General features: G+C 53.1%; 17 protein-coding genes and 1 tRNA gene. 11 read left to right on the top strand and 7 right to left on the bottom strand.

Annotated elements, in window-relative coordinates; translation table 11 throughout:
- The first annotated feature begins 64 nt into the window (after positions 1-64).
- Positions 65-301, top strand: coding sequence for a DUF768 domain-containing protein (locus ACTJI9_RS12750; RefSeq protein ID WP_115054319.1), 237 nt, complete (start codon positions 65-67; stop codon positions 299-301).
- A gap of 6 nt (positions 302-307) precedes the next feature.
- On the opposite strand, the gene ACTJI9_RS12755 is transcribed toward ACTJI9_RS12750, so the two are convergent.
- Positions 308-736 (bottom strand): Lrp/AsnC family transcriptional regulator, encoded by a 429-nt coding sequence (locus ACTJI9_RS12755; RefSeq protein ID WP_115054318.1) that lies wholly within the window; start codon positions 734-736, stop codon positions 308-310.
- 121 nt (positions 737-857) lie between these two features.
- On the opposite strand from ACTJI9_RS12755, the gene ACTJI9_RS12760 reads away from it, so the two are divergent.
- Positions 858-1,961 carry a saccharopine dehydrogenase family protein gene (locus ACTJI9_RS12760; RefSeq protein WP_115054769.1) on the top strand — a complete coding sequence of 368 codons (1,104 nt, stop codon included), beginning with the start codon at positions 858-860 and terminating at the stop codon, positions 1,959-1,961.
- Between the two features lie 63 nt (positions 1,962-2,024).
- Here ACTJI9_RS12760 and ACTJI9_RS12765 read toward each other — a convergent pair whose 3' ends face one another.
- The 3 genes from ACTJI9_RS12765 to ACTJI9_RS12775 all read right to left on the bottom strand — a co-directional run bounded on the left by ACTJI9_RS12765 (position 2,025) and on the right by ACTJI9_RS12775 (position 4,744).
- Entirely contained in the window at positions 2,025-3,275 is a 1,251-nt protein-coding gene (locus tag ACTJI9_RS12765; protein ID WP_440808391.1) for an aminopeptidase, read from the bottom strand.
- A 105-nt stretch (positions 3,276-3,380) separates the two neighbouring features.
- The gene (locus ACTJI9_RS12770; RefSeq protein WP_440808392.1) at positions 3,381-4,232 is read right to left on the bottom strand and encodes an SDR family NAD(P)-dependent oxidoreductase; all 852 of its coding nucleotides are present in this window, start codon (positions 4,230-4,232) and stop codon (positions 3,381-3,383) included.
- A 65-nt stretch (positions 4,233-4,297) separates the two neighbouring features.
- Positions 4,298-4,744 (bottom strand): hypothetical protein, encoded by a 447-nt coding sequence (locus ACTJI9_RS12775; RefSeq protein ID WP_440808394.1) that lies wholly within the window; start codon positions 4,742-4,744, stop codon positions 4,298-4,300.
- A gap of 257 nt (positions 4,745-5,001) precedes the next feature.
- On the opposite strand from ACTJI9_RS12775, the gene ACTJI9_RS12780 reads away from it, so the two are divergent.
- Both ACTJI9_RS12780 and ACTJI9_RS12785 read left to right on the top strand, forming a co-directional pair.
- Positions 5,002-5,289 (top strand): DUF6074 family protein, encoded by a 288-nt coding sequence (locus ACTJI9_RS12780; protein WP_115054314.1) that lies wholly within the window; start codon positions 5,002-5,004, stop codon positions 5,287-5,289.
- A gap of 66 nt (positions 5,290-5,355) precedes the next feature.
- Positions 5,356-5,535: a hypothetical protein gene (locus ACTJI9_RS12785; protein WP_115054313.1), complete on the top strand. Its 180-nt coding sequence runs from the start codon at positions 5,356-5,358 to the stop codon at positions 5,533-5,535.
- Positions 5,536-5,595: 60 nt separating this feature from the next.
- Here ACTJI9_RS12785 and ACTJI9_RS12790 read toward each other — a convergent pair whose 3' ends face one another.
- Positions 5,596-7,098, bottom strand: coding sequence for an argininosuccinate lyase (locus tag ACTJI9_RS12790; RefSeq protein ID WP_440808398.1), 1,503 nt, complete (start codon positions 7,096-7,098; stop codon positions 5,596-5,598).
- An 86-nt stretch (positions 7,099-7,184) separates the two neighbouring features.
- A complete protein-coding gene (locus ACTJI9_RS12795; RefSeq protein WP_115054311.1) occupies positions 7,185-8,519 on the bottom strand; it encodes a dicarboxylate/amino acid:cation symporter in 1,335 nt (444 codons plus the stop codon).
- 240 nt (positions 8,520-8,759) lie between these two features.
- Here ACTJI9_RS12795 and ACTJI9_RS12800 point away from each other — a divergent pair, with 240 nt between their 5' ends.
- Entirely contained in the window at positions 8,760-10,616 is a 1,857-nt protein-coding gene (locus ACTJI9_RS12800; protein WP_440808401.1) for a sensor histidine kinase, read from the top strand.
- Between the two features lie 2 nt (positions 10,617-10,618).
- The gene (locus ACTJI9_RS12805) at positions 10,619-11,962 is read left to right on the top strand and encodes a sigma-54-dependent transcriptional regulator (RefSeq protein WP_440808404.1); all 1,344 of its coding nucleotides are present in this window, start codon (positions 10,619-10,621) and stop codon (positions 11,960-11,962) included.
- Positions 11,963-12,002: 40 nt separating this feature from the next.
- On the opposite strand, the gene ACTJI9_RS12810 is transcribed toward ACTJI9_RS12805, so the two are convergent.
- A tRNA-Ser gene (locus tag ACTJI9_RS12810) sits at positions 12,003-12,092 on the bottom strand.
- Positions 12,093-12,419: 327 nt separating this feature from the next.
- On the opposite strand from ACTJI9_RS12810, the gene rplU reads away from it, so the two are divergent.
- From rplU to proB, 5 genes are all read left to right on the top strand, one after another.
- Positions 12,420-12,896 carry a 50S ribosomal protein L21 gene (gene rplU, locus ACTJI9_RS12815; RefSeq protein WP_008121909.1) on the top strand — a complete coding sequence of 159 codons (477 nt, stop codon included), beginning with the start codon at positions 12,420-12,422 and terminating at the stop codon, positions 12,894-12,896.
- A 24-nt stretch (positions 12,897-12,920) separates the two neighbouring features.
- Entirely contained in the window at positions 12,921-13,193 is a 273-nt protein-coding gene (rpmA, locus tag ACTJI9_RS12820; protein ID WP_115054309.1) for a 50S ribosomal protein L27, read from the top strand.
- A gap of 119 nt (positions 13,194-13,312) precedes the next feature.
- Positions 13,313-13,915: a GNAT family N-acetyltransferase gene (locus tag ACTJI9_RS12825; RefSeq protein WP_440808408.1), complete on the top strand. Its 603-nt coding sequence runs from the start codon at positions 13,313-13,315 to the stop codon at positions 13,913-13,915.
- 168 nt (positions 13,916-14,083) lie between these two features.
- Positions 14,084-15,118 carry a GTPase ObgE gene (gene obgE, locus ACTJI9_RS12830; protein ID WP_115054307.1) on the top strand — a complete coding sequence of 345 codons (1,035 nt, stop codon included), beginning with the start codon at positions 14,084-14,086 and terminating at the stop codon, positions 15,116-15,118.
- 8 nt (positions 15,119-15,126) lie between these two features.
- The gene (proB, locus tag ACTJI9_RS12835) at positions 15,127-16,323 is read left to right on the top strand and encodes a glutamate 5-kinase (RefSeq protein WP_440808412.1); all 1,197 of its coding nucleotides are present in this window, start codon (positions 15,127-15,129) and stop codon (positions 16,321-16,323) included.
- The last annotated feature ends 1 nt before the right edge of the window (position 16,324 follow it).

Below are 16,324 nucleotides of genomic sequence, written 5' to 3' on the forward strand. Positions count from 1 at the left end.
GCGCAACCTTATCGCTATCTAATTGTTTTACTGGATCGACGGGCAATAATTCCAGGAGCACAAAATGAGTCAGCGAGCTATTGATTTCGTTAATAACTGGATTGAAGCTAATATCGATACCAACAAGCCAGTTGATATGGAGCATCACGATCGTCGCCCTCAGCGTCTCGCGGAACGTTGTGCTGCCGATGCTGAGGCTGCGGGTATCACCGAAGCTGAGATCAAGGATGGTTTGGGTGATCTCGAAGTATGCATGATTGCCGCGGTCGACAGGGTTGCACTGGCTAAATCTGAGAAATAGGTCCGATCAGCGTTCTATGCGTGTGGAAAGGATGATTGACGACATCGTTCTTTCGACGCCTTCCAATGCGCCGATTTCGTCGAGCAACCTGTCCAGTTCCTGGATTGATGGGGCCTCAACAATAACAATCATATCGAACTGCCCGCTAACCGAATGCAGGGTTCTGACCCATGGTATTTTGCGCAACGAAGCTTCGACCCGTACAGCAAATTTGGGCAAGGCAGTGACCAGCACATGCGCCTTGACCAAATTCTGCTGATATTCCGGCGATAGCTGGACGCTGTATCCGCGGATCATTCCCCGATTTTCGAGCCGTTCGATGCGACTTTGCACTGTGGTGCGTGACAGCCCGAGCTTACGCGCAAGGTCGGCTGTGGAGGCCCGGGCGTTTTCCCGGAGCAGGGAAAGCAGGGCATGATCAGCTTGGGTCAGCATAATGACAAATCCACTCGGCATATTAGTTAAACTTAAGAGTTATATCGTCAGTATATACACTGCATTTCGCCGAGCAATATGAGAAAATTCCGAAAGGTTTATGCATATTCAGGGGAATCACATGAAAGAGATCGTCGTTGTAGGGGCAGGCAAAATCGGAGGAACGATTGCCAATTTGCTGAGCGAGACAGGGGAATATCACGTAACTGTCGTTGATCGCGCGCAGACACAATTGGATGCACTTGAAGTTTCAGCGCATGTGGCTACCAGCTGTATTGAAATTGCTGAAGCGGGCGTGCTTGAAAAAGTGCTGGACGGCAAGTTCGCTGTTCTGAGCGCGGCACCGTTCCATCTGACCACACGCATCGCTGAAGCCGCTGCCAAATCCGGCGTCCACTATCTCGATCTGACGGAAGACGTTGCCAGCACGCGCATTGTCAAGCAATTGGCGACAACAGCAAAGACTGCGTTCATTCCGCAATGTGGTCTCGCGCCCGGGTTTATCTCCATCGTTGCCAATGATCTGGCCAAGCGCTTCGATACGCTAGAAAGCGTTCGCATGCGCGTTGGCGCGCTGCCGCAATATCCATCCAACGCGCTCAACTATAATCTTACCTGGTCGACGGATGGCGTGATCAATGAATATTGCGAGCCATGTGAAGCGATTGTCGACGGTGAACTGACCGAAGTTCCACCGCTTGAAGAGCGCGAAGAATTTTCGCTCGATGGCGTAACCTACGAGGCATTCAACACATCGGGCGGACTTGGCACATTGTGCGAGAGTCTCTTGGGCAAGGTGCGTACGCTCAATTATCGTACGATCCGCTATCCCGGCCATGCCGCCATCATGAAGGCGTTGCTGAACGATCTCGGACTGCGCGATCGCCGGGATGTTTTCAAGGACATTCTTGAAAACGCCTTGCCATCAACCACGCAGGACGTGGTTGTGATCTTCGTAACGGTCAGCGGCCGCAAGAAGGGTCGTCTGTTGCAGGAAACCTATGCAAACAAGGTCTATAGCGGCCATATCGGATCGCAGCTTTATAGCGGTATCCAGATCACCACAGCATCGGCCATTTGCGCTGTTGTGGACATGCTTGCGAAGGGTGACCTGCCACAGCAGGGCTTCATCAAACAGGAAGACATCGCACTTGATGCATTTCTGGCTAACCGTTTCGGCAAGGCCTATGCCCAGACCGAGACTGCCGGGCGTCTCGTTGCCTAATAGTATTTGAGATCAAATAGATCGCCACCGCCTTCGCGGTGGCGATTGAATTGCGTGGTTTAACTATGCCCACTCGCCATTGCGCATAACGGGAACAGTCGAGCCATCCTTATGGATGCCATCCACATCGATTTCTCCAGATCCAATCATCCAGTCGATATGAATAAGGCTCTTATTTCCGCCCTTTGATGCTATCTCCTCCGGACTCAACGTTCCGCCATTGATGAAGCATTTCGAGTAGCATTGACCGAGTGCTATATGGCTTGCAGCATTTTCATCGAACAGCGTGTTGAAGAACAGCAGCCCTGAAGCAGAAATCGGCGAAGAATGCGGGACAAGCGCCACTTCACCGAGGCGGCGGGCACCTTCATCCGTACCGAGAATTTTATTGAATACTTCCTCGCCGCGTGTCGCCTTGGCTTCGACGATCTTTCCAGCTTCAAAGCGAACCTGAATATTTTCGATCAAAGTACCCTGATATGACAATGGTTTGGTGCTGGATACGTGACCGTCAACCCGAAGAGCATGCGGGGTGGTGAATACTTCTTCGGTCGGAATATTCGGATTGCAGGTGATGCCATTCTTGGCCCTTGAAGCGCCACCTTGCCATTCATGTTCATCGGCCAGCCCTACGGTCAGATCTGTGCCGGGGCCTTTGAAGTTTAGGGAAGCAAAGTTCAGGCCGTTCAGCCACTCCCTGCGCTTGAGCAATGCGGCATTGTGGTCGCGCCAGGCGCTGACCGGATCATCAATATCCACACGGGAAGCAGAGAAAATGGCATCGGCAAGCATTATGACAGCCGTATCGGGTTCCTGATCGGGAAAAACCTGCTTAGCCCAAGAGGGGTTTGGATAGGAGACGATGTTCCAGTTAACGTCGAAGCCAGTGATTTTTTCCAGCGCTGGTTGATAGGCTTTCGATTGCGCCCTGTTCGCCCGCGCGACTTTCTCGGGATCTTCTGCCGATAACAACATGGGATTATCGCCAGAAATGGCGAGGCGCGCCGTATTGGCAGAAAACGCTTTTGCCATCCCTTCGTAAAGCCAGCCCGCAGAATGGTCGAAACTATCCTCTGGCGCGTTGCGATAACGCATCAGCGTTGTTTCTTCGTCATTGTAAAAGGTCGTGACCAATCCCGCGCCTGCCTTATAGGCATGCTCAGTGATGCGGCGAACAAGAGGAAGGGCGGCAAGCGGTGCTGTGATCAAAAGGTCCTGTCCCGGCTGCAATTGCAAACCGATTTTCACGGCAACCTCGCCCAGCCGATCGAGTTTGACTGGGTCGATGGAAGGGATCTTTTGAGATGAATTCATAATATACCCATGCGGTTAAAAAGTTTGCGTCAACATAAAGCGGGTTTACCGCCCTCTTCAAGTCGGTAGTGTGGATTTATTCAGCCCACACGCCGGACTGATTTCTCAAGCATTTTGTTTGAGAAAATTGGCAAACCGGGATTCAAAATCCGGATGCCACCGCGAAAGCGGCGGACGGTTTTGGATAATATCATTTGCTGCCCAGAGAATTCGCTTCTCGTCTAAAGCGCGAGTAACGTCATTATCAGGGCACAGAATGTAAAAGTCGCCAGCCGCCACGCTCTCCAGCATGAAATCAACTGTCTGTTCCGGTGTCCACGCGCCAGCGGGTTTCTCAACGCGGTCGCCCTTTGTAAGGGCCGTATAAACAAAGCCCGGAATGAACAGATGTGCAGTTACGTGACAGTCTTTCGTGTTACGTAACTCGTGTTGCAACGCCTCCGTAAAGGTCTTTACCCCTGATTTGGAAACGTTATAGGCGGGGTCACCCGGTGGAGTGGTTATGCCTTGTTTCGATCCCGTGTTGATAATCAAACCCGGTGTCTGACGCTTGATCATTGACGGGCCGAATATCTGACAGCCGTGAACAACGGCCATCAAATTGGTTGCAATAATGCGATCCCAATTGCTGCCGTCGAAGACGCTGCTTCCAGGTTGGATGCCGGCATTGTTCATTAAAATGTCGGTCTGGCCGAATTTCTCATCGACAATCTGTTTCAAATTCCGCAGATCGTCGGGCCGTGTCACGTCTGTAGCAACTGCGATGACGGCATCCGGATGAGCTGGCTGCAAATCTGCAACTTCCCGACACGCCTGCTCCAACCTCTCTCCGCCCAGATCGGCAATGGCAACCTTCATTCCCAAACCGGCAAAACGCTTTGCCGCCGCCAGACCGATACCCGAGGCCCCTCCAGTAATTACGGCAACACTGGACGGGGATAAAGCGGGATGGTTCATGACAGTCGTCCTCAAATGCGTTGCGAAATGAAGGAGCTTTTCAAGGCGTTGAACTTACGAGGCCATCAGCCGAAATTGGGCACACGCAGATAATGAGGAAGCGGGGTTATTGGTTCCTTGGGCAGGCGGCTTTCTGGCGACACCCGCGTCTCAGGCTTGATAACTGCCTTTGCAGACTTCAGACGCCGGGCCTCAATGATTTCTCTTTCCGAACTCTCTCCCATTGAAAGTGCTTTCAAAAGGATCATTCGCGCTTCGTCGACTATCGACGACTGATTTTCATTGAGGGCGATGTCGAGTATAACGCGCCGGAAATCTGTAAGCTCGATCGGTTTTCCTGCGGCTGCGCGCTGCCGTGCAGCATTCTCTTTATCGATCAGAGCATAAAGTTTTTCTCGCAGATCGGCTCCCACATTTTCATACTGCATGGCGATATCGGGAGCTACGGCGGCCAGTTTTTGCTTCTGCCGTTCGCGGTGCCGTCTCTGTCGTTCTGCGTTGCTCAGTGCCATGTATGAATGTCTACGCCGTTAACAAACGAATCACTTACCCCACCTGTGATAGGCCTGCATGCCGTAACGGGCAAGATTCAGGAGGTGTTACGCACAAATCTGTTGCCCAATAAAGTGTGGTTAAATGTTACGTAACGTTTGAAAACATTGAATTTTTTGTCGAAAATTTATGCTGAACAAATTGTTAGGAACCTTGCTCGTATTCTTGCTCACGAATCAATGCAAACGCGGCAAATGCCGTTCGGGAATAAGCGAGCATGCAAAAAGTTAACCCTGCTACGAATTGCCAGATAATCCCTTTTCCGATGACGAAGAGACTAGCTACGGTTCGCGAAGTTGCGGCCACGCTGAAGGAAAAAAACGGTCGCCAAGCTGAAGCCTATCGAAACAAGGTCGCTGATGGCCTGTTCGAACATCTGGCTCGGATCGGCCTTTCCGAAGACGAGCAGGATGAAGAAGTTGGGGCGTTTTTCAGCGCGGTGGAGCTGGAAATGTTCCAGATGTACGATCCAAGCGGCATTTATGGAGACCGCTCCGTTTATTGACAAGGTGCGCCCGTCCCAGGGCGCTATACAATTTGCTTTTGGCCTTGCAATACATGAAAATGCTGCATGACAAGCGAACAGAGATGCTATGTGCACACCGACAAGAAAAGCGACGGCAAATGGTATTATGTCGTCGTTATCGATGGTGAGACAGGTGCCTTGATGGGGCCGCACGATACCGAAGACCAAGCTCTCGCTGCTGGCCAGAAAGATCTGGAAAATCTTAGTATCAATGATGATGAATAGCCCGTTTGCAGCCGGGCGAGCATTCCAAACTCGCCGGGCTCTATCTGTCAGCCAATGCTGTTAATTTGGGCTTGTGGAAAGCTTGTCGAAATCCTCATCCAGCCGTTTAAGCGCTGTGGTTACGACGCGCCGTCTGTCTGCGACCCAAGCTTCTTGCGAGGCGATTTTTTCTTTGGCCGTTTTGATCATCCGCGCCATTTCCTTGGGCTGCGGCCCGCCGCTAGTGGCTCGATTCCTAACGATTGCGACTGGGTCGAGCGTTGCTCGAAACTCTTCCTCGTTCATAGGGAGCTGGTCTGAAAAGCTCGATCCCTTGACAGCTTCCTTGTAGATTCGCTGCGCATCGGCATAGGGGAAGTCGAGTGGCTTGATATTTTGTGATTTGGCAAAATCCACGATCTCGGACGCAAAGTGATGCCCGACGCGGAAAGGCAGTTTATATTTGCGCATCAAAACATCCGCGAGTTCTTGCGAAGCAGTCCAGTCGCTGTTCAGCTCTTCAAGGGAACGGTTCGGGTCGATCACGAGCGAGCCGAGTATTTTTTCCCAACCTTCCAGCGCTTTGATCGCGCTTTCGACAATTTCTGTGTTGGCATCCTCGTCTTTTGCATCCGGCATGCCGGGCGTAATGTTGTGCGCTTGGATAATGGGTCCCATAGCCAATGTCACTGCGGTGGAAGCAGCTTGCCTTGTGGAATTGAGAATTCCAGGATTGCGCTTCTGGGGCATCGCGCTGGACACATATGTGTTGCCTCCCCCTGTTTGCAGCAATATCCACGGGCGGGGCTGCGCATATTGCGTCATGATATCTTCAATGAACTGTCCGGTATGGAGTGCGATACTTGTAACGATCGCTCCAACTTCGACCGGTTCATCTACCGGGGATATTTGTGAGGCGTCATATGCATTGTCAACGACGCCACTGAAGCCGAGATAATCCGCCATTCGGGTTCGATTGAGTGGCCAGCTTGTGCCGTTCAGTACGGTGGTTCCCATCGGGCTTCTGTCAACACGGGCATAGGCTTCCCTGATACGCTGAGCATCTCGCTCCAGACCTGCTGCATGGCCAAGCAGGTAGTGTCCGAAACTATTGGGTTGCGCCGCGACGCCGTTGGTATAGTTGGGTACGATCGTATCGACATGGCGCTCTGCAAGATCAACGAGGGCGCTTGTTGTTTTATCCAGCTGATGTGCAAGTCTTAGTAGATCATCCCGCATGATGGCGGCCCTGTAGGTCGAATGCATATCCTGGCTCGAACGCCCGGCATGGATTAACGTGACCTCCGGGCCTGCTGCTTCAATGAGCAAAGGCTCAAATGAGATTACGGTTGAGGGCCGCTTTGCTCCAGGTTGAGCCCCATCTGCAAGGACCTTCTTCAGCCCGGCGGCGATCTTTGGCGTGAGGTCTTTGTCGAGCAATCCTTCGTCGGATTTGATAATGATCGTCGCCTTGTTGATCATGCCCAACCAGAAGAATTCGTCCCTCGGTGGTTGTTCTGCAGCGATTGCAACGCCGCTATGAACACTCGCAACCAATGTCAGTGCATAAAGAAGTGTTTTCATGATACCTCCCAGCGCCTGCGGCGATACCAAAGGGAATGGCACACCGCAGGACTTTTATTACATGGACAAGCGATCAAACTGAATAATCAGTTTGCCAAGACCAGTGCTTCTTCTTCGGCCAGTTCGCCGTTAAGCGCCTGGGCCAGTTTGTCTTTGTCGAGCTCGCCTTCCCAACGCGCTACGACAATCGTTGCAACGGCATTGCCAACAAGGTTGGTCAAGGCACGGCATTCTGACATGAAGCGATCAATACCCAGGATTAGCGCCATGCCAGCAACGGGAACCGCCGGCACAACAGAAAGCGTCGCCGCAAGGGTAATAAAGCCGGCACCGGTTATACCGGCAGCGCCTTTGGAACTCAGCATGGCGACGAGCAAAAGCAGAATTTGATCCGACATGCTCAAATGGATGTTTGTTGCTTGAGCAATGAACAGGGCCGCCAGGGTCATATAAATGTTTGTGCCGTCCAGATTGAAAGAATAGCCGGTCGGGATAACGAGGCCGACCACAGACTTCTTGCAACCCGCCTTTTCCATCTTGGCCATAAGGGTTGGCAGCGCTGCTTCCGAAGAGCTGGTACCAAGCACCAGCAAGAGCTCTTCCTTGATGTAGCGGATCAGAGCCAAAATGGAAAAACCATTATACCAGGCAACCGCGCCGAGAATGACAAGCACGAACAGGAGTGATGTCAAATAGAATGTGCCGATCAACATGATCAAATTGGCGACAGACCCGATGCCATATTTCCCGATGGTGAACGCCATTGCTCCGAATGCGCCAATGGGGGCTGCCTTCATCAAGATGGCAACGAGTTTGAAGATCGGTGCCGAAAGCGTCAGAAGAAAGTTGGTGACTGGCTCGGCTTTCTCACCGACCATGGCAAGCGAAAGACCAAACAGCACCGAGAAGAACAGCACCTGCAGAATATCGCCGGATGCGAAAGCGCCGACGATCGTGGTCGGAATGATATTGTTCAGGAATCCAATGATGCTCTGCTCATGCGCCTGCTGCGTGTAGGTTGCAACCGCTTTTGGATCAAGCGAGGCAGGATCAATATTCATGCCTGCACCGGGTTGAACAACATTGGCAACGACCAGTCCGACGATCAAGGCAAGCGTCGAAAACGTCAGAAAGTAGATCATGGCCTTGCCAGCAACGCGGCCGACTTTCTTAAGATCGCTCATACCGGCAATGCCGGTGGATACGGTCAGAAAAATGACAGGGGCGATGATCATTTTTACCAGCTTGATGAAAGCATCGCCAAGCGGTTTCATACTGGTTCCAAGGTCAGGATAATAATGCCCAAGCGCGATGCCGATGGCGATTGCGACAAGTACCTGAAAATATAAATGGCTATAGATCGGAGCCTTTTTTGATGGCTGCAGGCCAGCATTGGCCGTGGTTAGTGTCACCGGACTCATGACTTCCTCCATGATGCGAGCCTCGTCTGACAGGACCAACCTGCTAGCCTCCCAGGCTCAATTACAGACGGACCGGCCGTCTGCAGCCATGGAATGCAAATGGCGTGCCAGTTATTTTTAATTCTATAACTATTTGAAATTAATGCATTTTTTATTCATAAGCTTCGACTCCGCCTCAAATTGTGTGGTATGCCGCACAGATTCATTGTATTTTGTGCGGATACATGCACACCTATGTTCATGGATGATCATCCACAAAAGGCCTCTGAAATCCTCACCCCGACAGCGCGATCTGGTTGGGCCAGCAAGGCTGTTCTAGCCACCTTTGCTGTAATCATAATTTTTGCGGCGCTTTTCGTGGCGGGCAATATTGGCCGCGAACGCGGGTATCAGATCGTGATGGACCGTGCGAAAAGCACAGCTGAATTAAATGCAGTTCTCCTGCGCACCGTGCTCGAAAAGCAAAGAGCGGTTCCTTTTGTCCTGTCCCAAGACAGGGATGTTATGAGTGCGCTTTCCATTCGCAGTGAGAGCCAGCTCCAACGTCTCAATCATAAATTTGAAAGCCTTATCGGTGGCACCGGATCTGCTGTAATTTACCTGCTTGATGCAAATGGATTGGCAATCGCTGCGAGCAACTGGAACGAGCCGATCAGTTTCGTCGGAACCAATTACAGTTTTCGGCCCTATTACACACGCGCCATCAGAAATGGCAGCGCAGAACATTACGCTCTTGGCACTGTCAGCAAGCGGCCGGGACTTTATATTTCAAAGCGCATTGATAGTTCAAACGGCCCGTTAGGTGTCATTGTTGTCAAACTGGAGTTTGATGAAATCGAAGCGGACTGGCGCCGCAACAGCGATCCGACCTTGGTGGTTGATCAACGCGGTATCGTGCTGGTCACAAGCTTTCCCGACTGGCGTTTTATGACAGAAAGTGTCATCCCCGCCGAGCGAATGGGGCCGCTTCGCGAGAGCCTGCAATTTGGCGGCGCGCCATTGGAGCCGCTGGATATTTCTCCGCCCATGCCAACGGTGCAGCCGGATATTGTTCAAGCCAGGTTGCCGGGCGCCCCGTCCCGAAGAGAATTCGTACGGGTTCAAACCTCGGTTCCGACCACGAGTTGGAAATTGCAATCATTGACGCCTGCCGCACCAACGGTGACCGAGTCTGTCCGTACCGCTCAGTTGATTACACTGCTCTTTCTTGCTCCCTTGCTGGGTCTCACTGCTTTTATTCTTCGCCGGCGCGGACTGGCATTGCGCCGGGCGCACGAACAGGAAGTGGCGAGGGTTGAACTTGAGCGCCGTGTTGCTGCCCGCACTGCGGATTTGAGTGCGGCGCATGCCGAGCTGGTCATGCAGGCGGAAGAACGTCAAAAGACGGAAACAAAACTCCAGTCCGTCCAATTGGAGCTTGTGCAGGCGAACCGCCTGGCAATTCTCGGTCAGGTGACTGCAGGGGTGGCGCATGAGATTAACCAGCCTGTGGCGGCCATTCGATCCTATGCTGATAATGCGGCAACGTTTTTGGGGCGCAATCAGGTCGATTCCGCCAAAGACAATTTGAAGGCTATTGCCGGGCTGACGGAACGCATCGGAAGTATCACCGACGAACTCAGGACCTTTTCCCGCAAAGGCACGGGAGATTCTGGGCCTGTCAGTGTCAGTGATATCATCGAAGGTGCAATGCTGCTTCTCGGAAGCAGATTTCGCCAGCGTGCCGGACAAATCCTGACTGAAATGCCCCCTCCCGAAGTGAAGGTCTATGGCAACCGCATCCGCCTCGAACAAGTTCTGATCAATCTCATGCAAAATGCGCTGGAAGCGACCGAAGGTGGACCCGCCAGCAAGATCAGCGTGCGCTATTCCATTGACGAAGACGAACTGCGATTGATTGTTGCTGATAATGGTCCCGGAATACCCGATTCAATCATGCAGATGCTCTTTACACCCTTCAACACGTCCAAGGATCGGGGCCTGGGGCTTGGGCTGGTGATCTGCCATGACATTGTCGCGGAGTATGGGGGGCGCATCGAGGTTGAAAGCAGCTCTGCCGGGACCGAGTTCACCGTGCATCTGAAAAAGGTGGTCTGACCATGGATTCAAATCATATTGCCTTTGTTGAAGATGATGACGACCTGCGTGCTGCAAATTGCCAGACGCTTGAACTGGCAGGCTTCAACGTGCAGCCCTTTCCCAATGCAATGCTCGCTTTGCGATTCCTGACGCCGGACTTTCCGGGTGTCGTCGTGACCGATGTGAGGATGCCTCACATTGACGGGCTTGAATTGTTTCGCCGTTTGCGTGAAATGGATTCTGATCTGCCCGTCATCCTTATAACCGGACATGGTGATATCGATATGGCTGTCGAGGCGATCCATAAGGGCGCCTATGATTTTATCGCCAAGCCCTATCCAGCCGATCGCCTTGTGCAAAGCATAATGCGAGCATTGGAGAAACGCCGGCTCGTCATGGAGAACCGCGAATTGCGTTTGGCGGTGGAAAACACGAATGAATCACTGCCGCTGATCGGTCAAACGCCCGTTATGCAAAACCTTCGAAAGACCCTGCGCCATGTGGCAGGTGCCGATGTAGACGTATTGATTGCCGGTGAAACAGGGACGGGAAAAGAGGTTGTTGCCGGACTTTTGCATGAATGGAGCAGGCGCAAACAGGGGAACTTCGTTGCGCTGAACTGCGGGGCTTTGCCGGAAACAGTCATAGAAAGCGAATTGTTTGGCCACGAAGCCGGAGCTTTCACGGGGGCTCAAAAGAAGCGTGTTGGCCGCATCGAGCACTCTAGCGGCGGAACCTTGTTTCTCGATGAGATTGAGAGCATGCCTCTTTCAACGCAGGTAAAACTTCTACGCGTTTTGGAAAGCCGGGAAATTACACCGCTTGGCACCAACGAACACCGGCCCGTCGATTTGCGCGTGGTGGCCGCGGCCAAGGTTGACCTTGGGAGCGCCGACCAGCGCGTCAATTTTCGCGAGGATTTGTTCTACAGGCTCAATGTCGTGACTGTTTCAATTCCTCCGCTGCGTGAGCGGCGCGATGATATCATGCTTCTGTTTACCCATTTTCTGCATCGCGCTTCGGCAAGATTCAAAACAGATGTGCCAGAGATCACAGCCGCGCAGCGCTCCTATCTCATGCAACATGACTGGCCCGGAAATGTGCGCGAGCTGGTGCATTTTGCCGAACGTGCTGCACTTGGTCTTGATGGTATTGAAACAACAAAATCAGATATTGAAAGCGACGGTTCAAGTTTGCCGCAAGCCATGGAACGATATGAGGCGCGGCTTATCCAGCAAGCATTGGCAGCCAATGGCGGGGATGTGCGCTCCACGATCCAGACGCTCGGTATCCCGCGCAAAACTTTCTACGACAAGCTGCAGCGTCACGGGATTGACCGATCCGATTACGTCTCAAGCAAGTGATAAGCGAGTTCTCTGAACGCGCCTGCTAGCGCAATGTAAATGGCGGAGAGGGAGGGATTTGAACCCCCGATGGAGTTGCCCCCATGCCGCATTTCGAGTGCGGTGCTTTCAACCACTCAGCCACCTCTCCGCATATAGGATCCACGTAAAGACCCGTATTTTTAGTGCTGCGATGCCCCAAAGGGCTTGGCTTGAGCGTGCGACGCGCTAGATAGCGGGCAAAGCGCGCAGATACAAGAGCAATTTTGCGTTAAATTTCTTGACTCCGCCTCGCTCCTGATCTTATAAGCGCGCAACGACTGGCGTGGGGGATTCTCCGCGCCGTTTGTTTTTGAATTCGGGTGCCTTCGTTCTTATGGATAAAAGTGCCTTTCGATCAATCTGTCACGACTGACAAAAAGACGGTTATTGCCGGGAAACTGGCAGAAAACCGAACCGAACGCCGAAAGGGCACAAAATGTTCGCAGTCATCAAGACCGGTGGTAAGCAGTATCGCGTTGCCGCCAATGACCTACTCAAGGTCGAAAAAGTTTCCGGCAATGCCGGCGATATCGTACAGTTCGCAGAAGTTCTGATGGTTGGCGTCGGTGCTGACGCAACAATCGGCGCTCCTGTAGTCAGCGGCGCGCTGGTCACAGCCGAAGTCGTTGAACAGGGCCGCGCACGCAAGGTTATTGCCTTCAAGAAGCGCCGTCGCCAGAATTCGAAGCGTACACGCGGTCATCGTCAGGAATTGACAACGATCCGTATCGCTGAGATTCTTACCGGTGGTGCCAAGCCTTCGAAGACTGCCGCTGAAAAGCCGGCCAACAAGAAGCCTGCAAAGGCTGAAGTTGCTGCTGCTGACGCGACAGAGACCAAAGCCGCCCCAAAGGCCAAAGCTGCGCCCAAGAAGGCTGCTGCCAAGGCTGAGAAGCCCGCTTCGGGCGAATAAGAACAGGTTTAAAGGAGCAATCCCATGGCACACAAAAAAGCTGGTGGTTCGTCACGCAACGGTCGTGATTCAGAATCAAAGCGCCTTGGCGTAAAGAAGTTCGGCGGCGAGCGCGTGCTTGCTGGCAACATTCTCGTTCGTCAACGCGGCACCAAATGGCACCCCGGTGTCAATGTTGGTCTTGGTAAGGACCACACTCTGTTTGCGCTTGAAGCAGGCACAGTTTCTTTCCGTACCAAAGCCAACGGCCGTAGTTTCGTGTCGATCGTCACCCCGATCGCCGAAGCAGCAGAATAGCCGGTCATGCTTGAAGCACCGGCGTCCCATCGGACCCGGTGAAAAAATGGCAATCGCCAAAAGATCAAAGGGAGATGGGGCACTACCCGTCTCCCTTTTCGTATCTGGAGGAATGAAAAATGGTTGCTGATATACTTGAAGAAGAAGATGAACGGCTGGATCTGATAGACTGTCCGGTTCTCGTTACGGACCGCCTTATCTTGCGGGCGCCTCATATTGAGGACGTGGACGCAATTGCCAATCTTGCCGATAATCTGCGCGTGGCAGAAATGCTGTCACGCATGCCGCACCCCTACACGAAAGCCCATGCGGTTGATTTCGTGCGCCGCGCCAATGCGGGCGAGATTGGCAAATGCGTCTATGCCATTACCCTTGCTCAAAATGGAACCTTCGTTGGTTGTTGCGGAATCAATTATCGACGTGGCGCCAGCAAGGATGAACTGGAAATAGGCTACTGGCTTGGTGAGCCGCATTGGGGCAAGGGTTATGCGACCGAAGCTGCTCATGCGCTGGTGGATCTGGTGTTCCGCGCAACGCAGGTCGAAAAGCTTTACGCTTCGTGCCGTGTGTCGAACATTGCATCGCGCCGGGTGCTCTATAAGAGCGGATTCCAGTATACGAATACTGGTATGATGGATTCCATCAATGCGGGCAATGTTCCAGTGGAGCGCTATATGCTCGACAGACGTACCTGGATTGGTCTTCGGAGTTGGACTTCCTAACGCCCTGGATGAAGTAAGATGGTGCTGGAGGTATTTTCGACCTCCAGCACTGACAATAAAAACTCAACGCGCTGGTCCCCGAATGCTCAAACTGACGGGAACTGGCCAGTTTTATTCTCGCTGGAATTGCTGTATTGCCTGCAAGCGACACAAAAGGACTGAATTTCCATGAAGTTTCTCGATCAGGCGAAAGTCTATATCCGCTCCGGCGACGGTGGTGCCGGTTCGGTATCTTTTCGCCGTGAAAAATTCCTGGAATTTGGTGGCCCTGATGGCGGGGATGGAGGTCGCGGTGGCGATGTATGGGCCGAAGCCGTCGATGGCTTGAATACATTGATCGACTATCGCTATCAGCAGCATTTCAAGGCCAAGACAGGCATGCACGGCATGGGCCGGGACATGACCGGCGGCAAGGGCGCGGATGTCGTTTTGAAAGTGCCGGTCGGCACGCAGATTTTCGAAAATGACAATGAAACGCTGATCGTCGATTTCACGGTGGTGGGGCAGCGCTATCGTCTGGCCAAGGGCGGTAATGGCGGCTTTGGCAATGCGCATTTCAAAACCTCAACCAATCAGGCTCCACGACGTGCCAATCCCGGTCTAGAGGGTGAGGAGCGTAATCTTTGGCTCCGGCTTAAGCTCATTGCCGATGCTGGATTGCTGGGCAAGCCCAATGCGGGCAAGTCGACATTCCTTGCCAGTGTCACAGCTGCCAAACCCAAGATCGCCGACTACCCGTTTACAACGCTCCATCCCAATTTGGGGGTCGCGCGGGTTGACGCTCGCGAGTTTGTTATTGCCGATATTCCCGGTTTGATCGAAGGCGCTCATGAAGGTGTAGGGATCGGCGACCGGTTCCTTGGTCACGTGGAGAGGACACGTGTCCTTTTGCACCTGGTCTCAGCTCAGGAAGAAAATGTTGCCGAGGCCTACAAGACTGTGCGCAATGAATTGAAAGCCTATGGCGGAGGACTGGCGGAAAAGCTGGAAATCGTTGCCTTGAGCCAAATCGATACATTGGACGCCGCAGCACGCAAAAAGAAGATTGCCGCGCTGAAGAAAGCATCCGGTGTTGAGCCGATGCTCTTGTCTTCAGTCAGCCGCGAGGGCGTCGAGCAAGTCTTGCGGGCATTGTCAGCGATTATTCTTGAATCGCGAAAATCAGAAGCGCCTGTAGAGGTCGATAACCGCTACAAATATTGAGTATCGCAATGTCTGTGAAATCCACACAACACAGCAGTGATAATGAGCATGGCGCAGCGGGCGCTTCGCCAACGCTGCGGAACTATCGGCGTATTGTTGTGAAAATCGGTTCGGCATTGCTTGTCGACCGGACCAGCGGATTGAAGAGGCCGTGGCTGGAAAGCCTGGGCGCGGATGTTGCCGCGCTTGCCGCTTCGGGCGTGGAAGTGATGATCGTCTCATCGGGTGCCATCGCTCTTGGACGTAATGTGCTGGGTCTGCCAAAAGGCGCGTTGCGGCTGGAAGAAAGTCAAGCAGCCGCCGCAGCCGGACAGATCGAACTTGCCAAGGCCTATGCCGAGGTCCTGAGTGGTCACAGTTTGCGGGCAGGGCAAATCCTTCTTACGCTGGCTGATACGGAAGAGCGGCGCCGCTATCTTAATGCACGTGCGACTCTCAGCACATTGTTACGATTGAAGGCCGTGCCTGTGATCAATGAGAATGACACGGTTGCCACAACGGAAATCCGTTATGGCGACAATGACCGGCTTGCGGCGCGTGTTGCAACGATGATGAGCGCAGATTTGCTGATCCTGCTTTCGGATATTGATGGGCTCTATACGGCTCCGCCGCATCAGAACCCTGACGCGCAATTCATACCAATGGTTGAGGCGATTACGCCCGATATCGAAGCCATGGCGGGAGCCGCAGCTTCCGAATATTCGCGTGGCGGCATGAAAACCAAGCTTGATGCGGGCAAGATTGCAAATGCTGCGGGCACGGCGATGATCATCGCTTCGGGCACGCGGTTGAACCCGCTTGCGGCCATTGACGGTGGCGAACGCTCGACTTTATTCCGGGCAAGCACATCACCGGTAAATGCCTGGAAAACATGGATTTCCGGCAATCTGGAGCCATCAGGCCGACTGGTGATCGACGATGGGGCTCTGGTGGCATTGAAATCAGGCAAATCGCTGTTGTCGGCAGGGGTTCGCGAGGTTTACGGACAATTCATGCGCGGTGATACTGTTGCCGTCGTGGGGCCCGATGGCAAAGAGGCGGCACGGGGGCTGATTGCCTATGATGCGGCAGATGCCGTAAAAATTGCTGGCCGCAAGACGAGCGAGATTGCGGAAATATTGGGTTATGATGCCCGCTCAGCGATGATACACCGCGATGATCTGGTGGTGCGCGCAGCAAAACAGCTTGCTGTTGCGAAGGAGTAGA

The organism is Phyllobacterium sp. 22552 (genome assembly GCF_052044585.1).
Lineage (GTDB): Bacteria > Pseudomonadota > Alphaproteobacteria > Rhizobiales > Rhizobiaceae > Phyllobacterium > Phyllobacterium ifriqiyense.

Excerpts from the sequence above, each read along its gene's own strand:
- ACTJI9_RS12760 (WP_115054769.1), top strand. The coding sequence starts at position 858 with ATGAAAGAGATCGTCGTTGTAGGGGCAGGCAAAATCGGAGGAACGATT.
- ACTJI9_RS12775 (WP_440808394.1), bottom strand. The coding sequence starts at position 4,744 with ATGGCACTGAGCAACGCAGAACGACAGAGACGGCACCGCGAACGGCAG.
- ACTJI9_RS12755 (WP_115054318.1), bottom strand. The coding sequence starts at position 736 with ATGCTGACCCAAGCTGATCATGCCCTGCTTTCCCTGCTCCGGGAAAAC.
- ACTJI9_RS12785 (WP_115054313.1), top strand. The coding sequence starts at position 5,356 with ATGACAAGCGAACAGAGATGCTATGTGCACACCGACAAGAAAAGCGAC.
- ACTJI9_RS12805 (WP_440808404.1), top strand. The coding sequence starts at position 10,619 with ATGGATTCAAATCATATTGCCTTTGTTGAAGATGATGACGACCTGCGT.
- ACTJI9_RS12765 (WP_440808391.1), bottom strand. The coding sequence starts at position 3,275 with ATGAATTCATCTCAAAAGATCCCTTCCATCGACCCAGTCAAACTCGAT.
- ACTJI9_RS12795 (WP_115054311.1), bottom strand. The coding sequence starts at position 8,519 with ATGAGTCCGGTGACACTAACCACGGCCAATGCTGGCCTGCAGCCATCA.
- ACTJI9_RS12800 (WP_440808401.1), top strand. The coding sequence starts at position 8,760 with ATGGATGATCATCCACAAAAGGCCTCTGAAATCCTCACCCCGACAGCG.
- rpmA (WP_115054309.1), top strand. The coding sequence starts at position 12,921 with ATGGCACACAAAAAAGCTGGTGGTTCGTCACGCAACGGTCGTGATTCA.
- rplU (WP_008121909.1), top strand. The coding sequence starts at position 12,420 with ATGTTCGCAGTCATCAAGACCGGTGGTAAGCAGTATCGCGTTGCCGCC.
- ACTJI9_RS12750 (WP_115054319.1), top strand. The coding sequence starts at position 65 with ATGAGTCAGCGAGCTATTGATTTCGTTAATAACTGGATTGAAGCTAAT.
- ACTJI9_RS12825 (WP_440808408.1), top strand. The coding sequence starts at position 13,313 with ATGGTTGCTGATATACTTGAAGAAGAAGATGAACGGCTGGATCTGATA.
- proB (WP_440808412.1), top strand. The coding sequence starts at position 15,127 with ATGTCTGTGAAATCCACACAACACAGCAGTGATAATGAGCATGGCGCA.
- obgE (WP_115054307.1), top strand. The coding sequence starts at position 14,084 with ATGAAGTTTCTCGATCAGGCGAAAGTCTATATCCGCTCCGGCGACGGT.
- ACTJI9_RS12780 (WP_115054314.1), top strand. The coding sequence starts at position 5,002 with ATGCAAAAAGTTAACCCTGCTACGAATTGCCAGATAATCCCTTTTCCG.
- ACTJI9_RS12790 (WP_440808398.1), bottom strand. The coding sequence starts at position 7,098 with ATGAAAACACTTCTTTATGCACTGACATTGGTTGCGAGTGTTCATAGC.
- ACTJI9_RS12770 (WP_440808392.1), bottom strand. The coding sequence starts at position 4,232 with ATGAACCATCCCGCTTTATCCCCGTCCAGTGTTGCCGTAATTACTGGA.